This is a genomic window from Treponema bryantii, from assembly GCF_900111035.1.
Taxonomy (GTDB): Bacteria; Spirochaetota; Spirochaetia; order Treponematales; family Treponemataceae; genus Treponema_D; species Treponema_D bryantii_C.
The window spans coordinates 194,329-207,345 of sequence record NZ_FOFU01000003.1 but is presented as its reverse complement, the minus strand read 5'-3'; the positions used below and the strand labels follow the sequence as shown (position 1 = coordinate 207,345).

11 protein-coding genes are annotated in these 13,017 nt (G+C 39.0%); 5 read left to right on the top strand and 6 right to left on the bottom strand.

Annotation, left to right across the window (positions count from 1 at the left end):
- Window positions 1-54: 54 nt before the first annotated feature.
- Entirely contained in the window at window positions 55-882 is an 828-nt protein-coding gene (locus BMY21_RS07375; protein WP_074642331.1) for a pyridoxamine kinase, read from the bottom strand.
- Between the two features lie 110 nt (window positions 883-992).
- On the opposite strand from BMY21_RS07375, the gene pdxR reads away from it, so the two are divergent.
- Window positions 993-2,414 carry a MocR-like pyridoxine biosynthesis transcription factor PdxR gene (pdxR, locus tag BMY21_RS07370; RefSeq protein ID WP_074642328.1) on the top strand — a complete coding sequence of 474 codons (1,422 nt, stop codon included), beginning with the start codon at window positions 993-995 and terminating at the stop codon, window positions 2,412-2,414.
- Between the two features lie 3 nt (window positions 2,415-2,417).
- Here pdxR and BMY21_RS07365 read toward each other — a convergent pair whose 3' ends face one another.
- From BMY21_RS07365 to miaB, 3 genes are read right to left on the bottom strand one after another with little or no spacing between them, the layout of a single operon-like run.
- On the bottom strand, window positions 2,418-3,410 hold the full coding sequence (locus tag BMY21_RS07365; RefSeq protein WP_074642326.1) for an SPOR domain-containing protein: 993 nt from the start codon (window positions 3,408-3,410) through the stop codon (window positions 2,418-2,420).
- A gap of 5 nt (window positions 3,411-3,415) precedes the next feature.
- Entirely contained in the window at window positions 3,416-3,751 is a 336-nt protein-coding gene (locus BMY21_RS07360; RefSeq protein ID WP_074642324.1) for a LapA family protein, read from the bottom strand.
- Between the two features lie 8 nt (window positions 3,752-3,759).
- A complete protein-coding gene (gene miaB, locus BMY21_RS07355) occupies window positions 3,760-5,133 on the bottom strand; it encodes a tRNA (N6-isopentenyl adenosine(37)-C2)-methylthiotransferase MiaB (RefSeq protein ID WP_074642718.1) in 1,374 nt (457 codons plus the stop codon).
- Between the two features lie 93 nt (window positions 5,134-5,226).
- Between miaB and BMY21_RS07350 the strand changes: the two genes are divergently transcribed.
- Window positions 5,227-6,228: a LacI family DNA-binding transcriptional regulator gene (locus tag BMY21_RS07350; RefSeq protein ID WP_074642322.1), complete on the top strand. Its 1,002-nt coding sequence runs from the start codon at window positions 5,227-5,229 to the stop codon at window positions 6,226-6,228.
- Between the two features lie 364 nt (window positions 6,229-6,592).
- Here BMY21_RS07350 and folE2 read toward each other — a convergent pair whose 3' ends face one another.
- Entirely contained in the window at window positions 6,593-7,363 is a 771-nt protein-coding gene (gene folE2 / locus BMY21_RS07345; RefSeq protein ID WP_074642319.1) for a GTP cyclohydrolase FolE2, read from the bottom strand.
- 2 nt (window positions 7,364-7,365) lie between these two features.
- Window positions 7,366-8,238, bottom strand: coding sequence for a bifunctional methylenetetrahydrofolate dehydrogenase/methenyltetrahydrofolate cyclohydrolase FolD (gene folD, locus BMY21_RS07340; protein ID WP_074642317.1), 873 nt, complete (start codon window positions 8,236-8,238; stop codon window positions 7,366-7,368).
- A gap of 100 nt (window positions 8,239-8,338) precedes the next feature.
- On the opposite strand from folD, the gene BMY21_RS07335 reads away from it, so the two are divergent.
- Genes BMY21_RS07335 through BMY21_RS07325 form a run of 3 tightly spaced genes read left to right on the top strand, consistent with a single transcriptional unit; the run spans window position 8,339 to window position 12,857 of the window.
- The gene (locus tag BMY21_RS07335) at window positions 8,339-8,956 is read left to right on the top strand and encodes a TP0733 family outer membrane beta-barrel protein (protein ID WP_074642314.1); all 618 of its coding nucleotides are present in this window, start codon (window positions 8,339-8,341) and stop codon (window positions 8,954-8,956) included.
- A 14-nt stretch (window positions 8,957-8,970) separates the two neighbouring features.
- Window positions 8,971-10,227, top strand: a complete 1,257-nt coding sequence (locus tag BMY21_RS07330) for a hypothetical protein (RefSeq protein ID WP_074642312.1) — start codon at window positions 8,971-8,973, stop codon at window positions 10,225-10,227.
- Between the two features lie 26 nt (window positions 10,228-10,253).
- Window positions 10,254-12,857 carry an AAA family ATPase gene (locus BMY21_RS07325; RefSeq protein ID WP_074642310.1) on the top strand — a complete coding sequence of 868 codons (2,604 nt, stop codon included), beginning with the start codon at window positions 10,254-10,256 and terminating at the stop codon, window positions 12,855-12,857.
- Window positions 12,858-13,017 lie beyond the last annotated feature (160 nt).

Genomic DNA, 13,017 nt, shown 5'->3' with positions numbered 1-13,017 from the left:
ACGAATGAAACAACACATAACCGCACCATTTGCAAAGACATTGTAAAAATCAGATTATGACAGACGCTGAATAAGATATGGAAGAGCCAGTTCAAACTTTACGCCGTACCAGTGGTCTTTGTCGCCGGCAGTAAGTTTAATTGCTTCCACTACAACATCAGCTCCAAGACTTGCAGCTTCCAGAAGAGACTTACCGCGAAGCAAAGCACCCGCAACTACAGAAGCGTAAAGATCTCCGGTTCCATGAGAACTTACAGCCTGCTTTTCATTAAAGTAATATTCAACTTTATTACCATCATAAACTGCAACACCAAGTTTAGAAGGCTCAAAACTAACTCCCGTAACAATTACATTTTTAGCGCCAAGGGCTGCAAGATCGCGAGCCATTTTTTCGATAAACGCTTTATCATAACCATCAGCTTTATATGGCTGGTCAAGAAGGAAGGCAGCTTCTGTAAGATTTGGCATAATAACATCCGCGCCGTTAATCAGCTTTTTCATCTCCTGTGGGAAATCCTCATCAAAACCTGTGTAGAGCTTTCCGTTGTCGGCCATTACCGGGTCAACAATGCGGAGAGCGCCAGGACGGGCAGCTTTTTCCATAATTTCAAGAATGTATGGAATCTGAGTTTTTGAAACATAGCCGGTATAAAATGCATCAAAGCTCACTTTTTCCGTAAGCCAGCGTTCAAGGATTTTCGGCATATCGTCTGTAAGGTCGTGAAAAGTCCAGCCGGAATAACCTGCAGTATGATTTGAAAGAACAGAACTTGGAAGAATTCCAGTTTCAATTCCACAGGCAGAAATAACAGGAAGTGCAACTGTAAGCGAGCACTGTCCGACACAAGAAATGTCCTGAATTGTCAAAAGTCTTTTATCCATTTTATTACCTCGAAAAAATTGCCAGATGGCGATATTTATAGGTAAATAGTAGCGACAATCTGATATTATAGATATATTCAATTTATAATAAGTTTTATATAATCAGATTTATGATAACTCTGGACTTTGAAAAACGCGGGAACAAAACTCTAACAGATCTTCTTTACACTTCAATCAAAAATCAGATTCGGGATGGAGTACTGAAAGAAAATGAAAAGCTTCCTTCAAAACGCTCTTTAAGCCAGCACCTTGGAATCAGTGTGATTACCGTACAGAATGCTTATCTTCAGCTGATTGATGAAGGCTATATTTATTCTATAGAAAAGAAGGGATTTTTTGTTTCAGATATTGCAAGACATTTGAAAAAGGAAACCGCCGAAGACGCCCGCAGCCATAAAGCTGACCACAGAGAATCAGAAAGCACAGCAGCCCCGCTTACTTACTTTGCAGATTTTACAAGTAATGCGGCAGTGCCAGGGAAGTTTCCCTTTGGACTGTGGTCGAAGACTATGAGACAAGTGCTTTCTTCTGAAAATGAGAAATTACTAAAACGAACTGATGTTTTTGGCACACTGGAATTGAGGCGTGCAATTTGCCGACATCTCAAAGCCTTCCGCAACATGGACGTTTCCGAATCTCAGGTAATTATAGGGGCCGGAACAGAATCGCTGTATTCTATGCTGGTTCAGTTTCTTGGGAGAGATGAAATATTTGCCGTAGAGAATCCGGGTTATCACAAAGCGGCAGAGATCTTCAGACTTAACGGGGTAAGGTGTGAGCCGGTGAATATTGACGAGCACGGAATAATCATAGAAGAGCTTCAAAAGGCCGCGGCAAATATTGTTCACGTTTCTCCATCGCATCACTTTCCGTCCGGCGTCATAATGAACTTTAAGCGTCGCACTGAACTTTTGGAATGGGCAAGAAAAGCCCCAGACCGTTTTATTATAGAAGATGATTATGACAGCGAATTCCGTTTTATTGGAAAGCCGCTACCTACCCTGCAAAGTATTGATCATAACGGCCGGGTAATTTATATAAACACCTTTTCTAAAACTCTGTCCCCTTCCTTTCGAATCAGCTATATGATTTTGCCGCAGGAGCTTGCAGCGGAGTTTTCGAGAAAGCTCGGTTTTTACTCGTGTCAGGTTTCGAGTTTTGAACAATTAACGCTTGCCCGTTTTATAGAAGCCGGGCATTACGAAAAGCATATTAACCGAATGAAAAATTATTACAGGAGCCTGCGGAATATTTTGATTACAGGTATTGAGAACTCGGCGCTTTCAAAGGCTTTTTCGATTCGTGAAGAGAACTCGGGACTTCACTTTCTTTTGACTCTGAACAACGGATTTAATGCCCGCCTTATACAGGAAAAATGGCGGAAGGAAGGAATCAACATTCAGCTTTTGTCAGATTATTATTATGATAAAAAAACACTGCCCTCAACTGAAAGCTTTGTAATAAATTACTCGGGAATCAAAAAGGACAGTGTTAATACAATTATTCAAAAAATGAGCCAGGCTCTTAATTAATTTTTATTCAACTCCATAGCAGTCATAGCCGCTGCTTCGAAGGCGGTCTGCAACATTACCGTTTTTGTCTTCGCGAACAAGAACAATATAGTATGTTGTACCGCTGGCTCGTTTTTCGGTAGTTATGTATGAATCAAAACCTTTGGCTTTTACTTCATCAGCAAGGAGTTTTGCATTGTTTTCTGTACGGAAAAGACCAAGCTGCCATTTAGTAAACTTAGCAGGCTTTTCTGCAGCAGCTGTTTGAGTAGAAGTTTGTTTTGGCTCTTCTGGAACTGCGAAACTTCCTGTTCCCTGTTCTGCTTCACCGCTCTTTGGAACAAAGAACCAGAATGGAGTTGGAAGCAGTTGTGCATCACCCTTTACAATAGAAGATTCTATAGATTTTGGATAAAGTTTTGTAATTTCTTTTGAATAAGAGCTGTCGCCGGTTACATACCAGAGAGTAAGAAGAACTGCTGGCTTTACAGTATTCATTGAATCAACTTTAAGATATGCCTGAAGCATTACTACAGGTTCCTGAATATCAGAAACCTCTTCTGCTTTGCAGAGAGCACTCCACTGAGTATAAAGTTTGATATAAGCCTGAACGTCAGCATTTTTAGAATTTCGTACGGCAGAATTGAGGTAACTGTCGGCAGTAGCATAATCACCGGAACTTAAGGCACAGCGTACTGCATCAAGAACGATCTGCTCATTTGATTTTTTAGGCATCCCCTCTGCATTACCAGCCGCAATTGCAGCTGCCTGTGCATAAGATTTCTGTGCATCGGCATACATAGCCATTTGTTCCTGAAGCGAGGCTAAGAAAACATAAGTTGCACGCTTTTCAGCAGCAACAGTCATTTTAGAAATTTGATTTTTAAGATAAGAAACCGATTCTTCAACAGAATCTTTTTTAGCAGCCTCGGACGTTACGAAAGAGGCTGTTAGTTCTGCGGCAAATATTGAAGTACAGAAAAAAACTGTCAGGACTACGGAAATTATTTTCTTCATATATATTATATCGGTTCGTTTTTCTTTGCTTCTTTAGCAGCCTTTTTAGAGGCTTCTTTTTCTTTTGCCAGACGAAGCTTTTCTTCTGCACGTGCCTTTTTCTCCAGTTTTTTTGCTGCGCGAGCTTCTGCATCAGAGGCAGGAGCTTTCATTTTTGCAGCAAAAATAAACAGAAGCGCAAAAATTATTCCTGCACCAAAGGCAATCAGTGTAAGAACTGCAACCGGCAGTTCTGTAAAAGTCTTAAAAAACCAGAATGTACAGACATTCGAAAGATTCATGCCGATGAAAAAAGCCATAAAAATGACAATCAGAAGGATAAGAATTAGTGTTATTACCATACTATCTCCTAAACAATTTCACCACGGAAAGTGTTACCACTGAGTTCTGATATTTTTACATTTACAAAAGTACCGATAAGTGAAGCAGGTGCCTTAAATGCAATTTTTTCATGCTGCTCTGTCTGACCAAGAAGTTCTTCCTTATTATCACGGCTTACACCTTCTACAAGAACCATTGCAGTGCTGCCAACACGTTTACTCATCTGCTCGTGAGTATGCTCCAGCTGAAGATCGATTACACGCTGCAGACGCTCCTTACGGGTCTCAACAGGAATCTGTTCCCATTTGCTGGCAGGAGTTCCTTCACGAGGATTATAATAGTACATCATTGCAGATTCATATTTTACCTGACGCATTAGATCCAGAGTCTGATCTACATCTTCTTCAGTTTCTCCAGGGAAGCCCATCATAATGTCAGTTGTAAGAGAAACATCAGGAATGCGTTCTTTGATTTTTGCTACAAGTTCAAGATAATGCTCTCTAGTATAACGGCGGTTCATCTTTTCAAGAACCTTTGTAGAACCATTCTGAACAGGAAGATGAATATGATGGCAGATTACTTTTTCGCGGGCAATTACATCAATTACATCATCAGAAAAATCCTTTGGATGAGAAGACATAAAGCGCACCCATTTTATAGGCGAATTTGTTTCGCGAAGATGGTCTGCAATTTTCTGAAGCAGCTGTGCAAAGTTCACACCATCATCACTATGATAGCTATTAACATTCTGGCCAATTAAAGTGATTTCACGAACATTCATTTTACTAAGCAGATCAATTTCATGAAGAATTTCATCTACAGGGCGGCTGAGCTCACGGCCACGAACATACGGAACTATACAATAGGTACAGAAGTTATTACAGCCGTGCATGATAGGAACAAAGGTTGAAAAAGCACCAGGTTCAGCAGATAAAGATGCAAAACGGTATTTTTCCGAATCATCAATCTGATAAGGCTTTCTCCCCTCTTCAATTGCTGTTATGATTTCTGAAAAATGATGCTTAGCGTAAGTTCCTACGACATAATCAATAAAAGGATAATCTTTCTGAAAGCTCTTTAAGAGACGCTCTGCCATACAGCCCATCACAATCAGGGTAAGAGGCTTTGCTCCGTCTTTTACATATTCAACAGCCTCTTCGAGCATTTTTGTTTTTGCACCAAATTTACACTCGCGCACAGCCTTAAGACCATTAAACCAGCCAAGGCGACCAAGAATTCGGTTCTCTGCAGTTTCGCGAATAGAACAGGTATTGATTACAGCTACATCAGCAGTCTGCGCAGATTCGGATTTTTTCCATCCACGTGCAATAAAAAGCTGTTCAACTGCTGCAGATTCTGCAATATTCATCTCGCAGCCATAAGTTTCAAAAAAGTACGTCAACATATTCCTTTATTGTACAGAAAAAATAAGATTTTATAAATATATAACTAATACCTTTGCGTTAACTTTCTTTTTACTATATAATAAATAAAAATGAGAAACCTTGTAACTATGAAAGACATAGCCGATGAGCTTGACATCACGGTCATGTCTGTATCAAAAGCGTTATCAGGTAAAGACGGGGTGAGTGAAGATCTTAGAGCCAAGATTCTTGCTAAGGCGGAGGAACTTGGCTATAAAAAAGCTCAGAGCTCTACTATTGATGACGGAACCTCACATAATATTGGTATTTTGATTGCAGAACGCAGTATGAATGCCAATGCTACCTATATGTCCCTTCAGCAACCGCTCATTTCAAATCTTACACAGTTAAATTATTATGGAATGACAGAGATCATTTCAGACGAAACAGAACACCTTCTTCTGCTTCCTAAAATCTTAAAAGAAAACAAAGTAAGTGCCTTTATTATTCTTGGTCAGATGAGTAAAGAATATGTTCAAGTCCTTAAAAATTCTGGAAAACCATTTTTATTTCTTGCTCATATTTATGATGATGTAAATGAAGGCGGAATTATAACAGATAACCTTTATGCAGGCTTTACTCTGGCTAATTACCTTATTGAACAGGGCTGCAAAACAATAGGTTTTGTCGGCAACATTCAATTTGCTGAAATTGTAATGGACCGTTACCTGGGAATTGCAAAAGCCCTTCTTCATCATGGTCTTGATTTACAAAAAGAGCTTTTGATTCCAGATGTAACAGATTTTGGTGAAGAAATAAGCCTTATTCTTCCTGATAAAATGCCGGATGCCTTTATCTGTAACGACTGTCGAACAGCTTACAAACTGATTCATAATCTAGAAGGACTTGAGTACAATATTCCAAAAGATATTTCTGTTGCAGCCTTTGATGACGGTATATTTGCAGATATCGGTATTCCAAAACTTACAACATATAGTATCAATTATAACACAATGGCTTTGCTCGCCGCAGAAAGTATTGTTCTTAAGCTCGAAAATCCTAATATCCACATTGGTAAAAAAGTTGTTCACGGAAATGTTGTTGTCCGTGACTCTGTAAAAAAGCAGAAATAACCTGAAACAGACATATTTCTCACAATATTACCTAAATATGACTAAGGTAATATTCTGTCACACACAAAATGCCTTAAAATATTCTTAAAATGATATGTTTTTCGACTATTTTAAACTTTTTTTAACATTTTCAATATTTTTTCTTGACATATTACTATAGTCATATTACTATAATCATAGGTAAACGATGAGTTTGCCGGAAGTTCAAAACCTTAATTTAATAATAAGTTAAAAAAGGGCGAGTAAAACAAGTATTTAAAAATAAGTTAAAAACAAAATAATTATTTAAAAAACAGTTTTTGGGTCTTTTGGTATTTTACGTATTAGAATATGAGCCGTCAGAGTTTCTGACGGCTCTATTTTTTTATATGGAATATTCTGCAAATGCGTATGCATTATGATTGTGAATACTTTCGTCGTTCTCTGCTTCTACAGAAAAACTGGTAAATCCAAGCTTTTTTAATCCTAAATACACTTCACGTACAACATCTTCCACGAAACGAGGATTCTCATAAGCATGTTCTGTAACATATTTTTCATCCTTACGTTTCAGGAGTGAATATAATGGAGTAGAAGCACAATTTTCTATTGTAGTAATTACATCTTCAATCCAGAAAAACTCTTTATATAGAAGACGAACACTTACAAGTCCTCTCTGATTATGAGCTCCATATTCACTGATTGCTTTACTGCATGGACAAAGGGTTGCAACAGGAACCTGAATTGAAATATAGAACTTACGGTCTCCATCTTCACTTACTTCGCCTTCATAAGAGCATTTATACTGCATAATTCCAGACGCTTCTGTAACAGGAGCTTTTTTTTCTATAAAATATGGAAATTCTATACGGCCAAAAGACTTCTGTGCGTCAAGTTTTACTCGAATCTCCTCAAGCATATCAAGAAAATGATGCATCGAAATATCCGTATGATATTTATGGAACACTTCAATGAATCGAGACATATGTGTACCTTTGTAATTATGAGGAAGATTTACATATAAATCTACAGTTGCTGTCGTATGCTGTTTTGATGCAGTTTTATCAAGAACGACAACTGGATATTTTACACCCTTTACCCCAACCTTCTGAAGAGGTACGGCACGGGTGTCTTCTTCATTTTGAATATCACGCATTTTTAAGCCTTTCTTTCTGCACTCTCAAGAGTATTCTGCATGAGCATTGCAATTGTCATAGGTCCTACTCCACCCGGAACAGGAGTGATAAATGAAGTTTTCTCCTTCAAATCATCAAAATCACAATCTCCAATCAAACGGAAACCAGACTTTTTAGTAGAATCTGGAATGCGGTTTACACCAACATCAATTACTACTGCCCCTTCTTTTACCATATCACCAGTAAGAGTGTGAGGATGTCCGCTTGCTACAACGATAATATCAGCCTGACGTGTAATTTCTGCCATATTTTTAGTACCAGTGTGACACATTGTTACAGTACAGTTTACGTCCTTGCGTGCAAGAAGAATAGAAACCGGCTTTCCAACGATATTTGAGCGGCCGATTACAACAGCATGCTTACCGCTTGTCTCAATTCCAGCCTTTTTAAGCAGGACAATAATTCCATGTGGTGTACAAGGAAGGAAGCCTGGACGGCCAATCATAAGATTACCAACGCTTACAGGGTGGAAACCGTCAACATCCTTTTCAGGAGAGATAGCCATAATAACTTTTTCTTCATTAATATGCTTTGGAAGTGGCAGCTGAACAAGGATTCCGTGAACGCTGTCATCTGCATTAAGTTCATCAATAAGCTTAAGAAGTTCTTCTTCGCTTGTGCTTTCTGGAAGATGTACAGAACGGTCTACCATACCAACTTCTGCAAGTGCCTTCTGCTTGCCTGTAACATAACTTACGCTGGCAGGATTCTCTCCTACAAGAATTACTGCAAGACAAGGTGCAATTCCTTTCTTTTTCAACTCACTGACCTTATTTGCAACCTCCGCACGAACCTCTGCAGCAACCTGCTTACCGTCGATAATAACTGCGCTCATGTAACCTTCATAGCTCCTTTCTGTTTTATTGATAAACTGCTATAAAAACAGTATATTCTTATAGTAACAAAATATACTGAAATAAAAAAAAGGTCGCAATATGAAACGCTTTATTTCCATATTATCAGCCGTTCTTTTATTATCCGCTGCTGTATTTGCAGAAGATTATTATGACGATGATGAAGAATATGACGACGGCTATGTTTATGAACAGAACGGTGCCGGAGACCAGTTCTTAAAAATTGATTTGGCTGCTAATTTTCCATTAAACTTTGACTCTCAGCTTAAAGTTGGAGGTCTCGTATCCATTGGATATTACAGATTCCTCAATCAATACCTTGCTCTTGGTGGAGATTTAATAGTTGCTTATAATCGCTCTGTAGGAAAAAAATCACTTTTCTCAGTTCCTGTAACATTTGGTGTAATGTTCCAGCCTTACGTAGGAAAATTTGAGTTTCCACTGCAGCTCAATATAGGTTTTGCAACACAGACATGTCAGTCTATGACCTATTTCCCTGCCTTTGCAGCAAAATTCAATGCCGGAGTTTTTTACAGATTCTCTGAAACATGGTCTTTTGGAATCAGTTCAAACACTTATTGGATTCCAGAGTTTTTCTTATTTGGAAAAATAAACAATGAAAACAATATCTACAAAGGCTACAAATCTGACAATGGTTTATTTACAAGCGTAGGTCTTTCTGTCCGCTATCACTTCTAAAACAGGATGTAAAAATGAAAAAAACAATATTATTTATAGTAATAGCTTCTATTTTATTTATCACTGGCTGTCAGCAGCCTATATATGAAGCAATTCGAGAAGACGTTGCACCAGAAGAAGCTACTGTTTCTGGAGCCATCACCAGTATTACACGATATACAGCTGGCTCAGATGAATCTGGTGAATATCTGTTTCTTGCTGCTGATGGAGGCCTTAGATATAAACAGAAGGATAATACAACCCATGATTCATGGAAAAAGTTCTCTCTTCCATTTTCACTGAATCAATATGATTATGATTCTACAACCTTTTCAGGAGAACAGATTCTTACAGTTCTTGCAAACGATAAGTATCTTTATCTTATTACTGCAGAGAATACACATACAGAAATAGAAGGACTTACTTATCCAGCTAATATCAAACTCTGGGGAGCTGAAATTACAGAATCTAGTGATTCATTAAAAACAACAGATGCAGGATGGATCCTCATTACAGAAAATAATCCAACTCTGTTCCCAATTGTTGAAATAACAGATTCAAGCGACACACTTTATTCTTCAAATTTCAGAGTATTCCAGACAAATGCTCCTAAAAAAGATCATAGAGCTGCTTTTATTAGAAGTTATAGTTCTACAGATAATAAGTGGCATTATTATAAATTAACAGGACTTGATAAATTTGATGAATCATCTATGCCTTCTGAATACTCTATTTCAACTACAGATATAATTGATCCAACTCCATCTGACAATGAAGATTATATTCCAGTTGCAAATTCTGCTGCTTTCTTTGATGACGAACTAAAATTCTTTACCTCAACAGTTGCTACAACAAATGAAACCTATAAAGATAATGCAACTCTTTACTATTATACAAATAGTTCAAAACGTCTGTATTATAAAGGCAGTAAAGAAGGTTATGTTGATGGAGATTACACAATCAATTCCTTAGCAACAACAACGGATTCAATTATTATTGGTTATGGATATCTTGGTTCTAATTCAACTTCATCTAAACCAACTGCTGGTGGTATAGGAAGAGCAATTTTTAATGAAGAAGGCAATCTGGAAATCACGACTTTCAAGAACAACGCAACATTCCAGATTACAAGTTCATATATTGTACTTGCTTTAATTAATGCAACACCTGATAAAACAGAATCAGAAAGTAACCTGTATGCTGCAATTACGTTCTATGGTACAGGTTCTGGCTTTGGCAATATCGGACTCTGGTCATACTATCCTGATAGAGGTAACTGGAACCGCGAATAACCTTCCGATAAATAATCAGGAGAGAAATGTCAGAAAACTCTTTATTTGAACAGATAAAACTGACTCAGGAACCTCTTGCGGCCCGCATGCGGCCGCGAAATCTTGATGAATATATCGGACAGGATCATATTGTAGGTAAAGGCCGGCTTTTACGCCGCGCCATTGCCGCAGATCAGCTTACTTCCATAATTTTTTACGGCCCGCCAGGTAGTGGTAAGACTACCCTCGCCCGTGTAATTGCAAATCATACAAAATCTAACTTTTTGACATTAAATGCCGTGCTTACCGGTGTTCAGAATATCCGTGACTCAATTAAGCAGGCAGAAGATTACTATAACCTTTATTCACAGCGAACAATTTTATTTGTAGACGAAGTTCACCGCTGGAATAAAAGTCAGCAGGATGCACTTTTACCATGGGTAGAAAACGGTACAATCATCCTGATTGGTGCTACTACAGAAAATCCTTTCTTTGAAGTAAACAAGGCTCTGGTTTCACGTTCCCGTGTATTCCAGTTGAAGCCTTTGACCTATAACGACCTTGAAAAAGCAGCTCATCAGGCATTAACTGATGTTGACCGCGGTTACGGGCACTGGAAGGTTGAGTTTGAAGAAGGGGCTCTTGAACATCTTATAGAAACAGCCAATGGTGATGCCCGTTCTCTTTTGAACGCACTTGAACTTGCGATTGAAACAACTCCGGAAAAATGGTCGCCATATTCAGATCCACCGGTGCCGGCTTATGGAACAAAGATTTATATTTCAAAAGAAGCCGCCGAAGAATCTATTCAGAAAAAAGTTGTACTTTATGACCGTGACGGCGACTATCACTACGATATAATTTCTGCATTTATAAAATCTTTGAGAGGACGTGACCCTGATGCTGCCTGCTACTGGCTTGCAAGAATGGTTGCAGCAGGAGAAGATCCTCATTTTATTTTCCGCCGTATGCTTATTTCTGCCTGTGAAGATACCGGTCTTGCAGATCCGAATGCAATTACAGTTGTAGAAAGCTGTGCAAATGCATTTGACAGAGTTGGTATGCCGGAAGGCCGCTATTTCCTCACACATGCAGCACTTTATCTTGCGACTGCTCCTAAATCGAACAGCAGTATGGCATTTTTTGATGCACTGGCCAGCGTTGAAAAAGAGGATTCTGAAGTTCCAAACCATCTGCGAGACAACAACAGAGATGCAGAGGGCTTTGGACATGGAGCCGGCTACCTCTACCCTCACGCCTACCGCGACCACTGGGTTGCACAGCAGTATCTGCCGGATACCTTAAGCGGCAGGGTTTTCTATAATCCAAGCACACAGGGCTATGAAGCAACAATAAGAGACGGAGTTCTTTCGCGCCGCGAACTTCAGATTGCAGCAATTCTTGAAAAGACACAGAGTCACGAGCAGTATACATCTGATGAACTTGCATCTTCTCCGGAAGAAACAGGTTCTATCAACATATTCAGACAGATAAAAGCTTCTGCCGGTGCAAATGATGATGGTCTTGAAAAATCAGAATATGGAGAAAATCCTATTTCTGAATGGTGGGTAAACGAACATTTCAAAAGCGGAAATAAAAAGAAAGAAGAAAATCTTACATTCAGTCCTAAGGATCCTGCAAAAGAAGTTGTATTCAACCGTGCAGACCGTTTCTGGCAGCAGAGACTTGATTCTAACAGAGCCGAGGTTCTGCTTGGAATCCGCGATACAATGACTTCTATGGCCGAACTTCTGCGCCATCACCGCTCACTCATCTGGAATGCAGACAGCGGTCTTTTACTTTGGGAAATTGCCCGTAAAACCCCGGAAGGTGTTACCTGTGGTGTATGCCGAACAGAACAAGGAAAACAGATTCTTGAACAGTATGGCCGTACTCTTGGAAGTCTTGACCGCCCTATATTACAGCATCGCGGAACTTCAATCTCCACAGATTTCCTTACCCAGAAAGATTTTTATAATATTCTCGTAAAATTCCAGTATAACGGGGTCATTTTTGACCGTCTGTTCTTTACAGATCCATTTGCGAGTGAGCCTTCTATTATTGCTCTTGCTGATTGTCTTTCTGGAATTATGACACCTCAGAAGGATTCTGATGAACCTGATACACCTTCTGTACCTTATGCTGATATAGATAAGGGAGTAGAAAAAACCGGCGAAGATTTTGCATACGAATGTCCGCTTGCTAAAAACTGGAAAGTTATCATTTCTCAAAAAATCCCTTGTCATGGACAGCATATCAGCGAACTTGTACGTAAACAGATTCTATCTCCAGATAATCTTGGACAGTTCCGCGAAACATTAGATAAAATGGAAGCTGCTGAACAGGAGTTCTTTGGTGATAGAGACAACCAGCTTTTCTCATGGGACAGCATTTTCATTGCAAACCTTTTCAGAAAGAGAGGATTTAAGGTAAAAGTTGCCTCACAGATTCTCACTGAAAAACGCCGCATAACTCCATCAGAAATCGAAAAATGGTTTACACCAGAATCTTCAGCATATGGTGCAAAAATGAGTGAAGCCTGCGGCAATGCAGAACTTCAGAAAATCGTAAACCTTATGCTTGCAGCCTGCGACCGTACACTTTTTGAATGGAAAAGCGAAGTTGCGTTCTTTACAATTGAGATGTCTTGACACAACGCCAAAAATTTGGAAAATACAATATATGAAATTCAATGCTTTAGTCAAAGTCGTAGCAGTCCTCGTCATTGTGGTTAATAAATAACCAGAGAGTGAATGTTATATACTTTGTGATAAGCAAAAAATATAAGAGAAGCTCTCCGGTTAGGGGAGC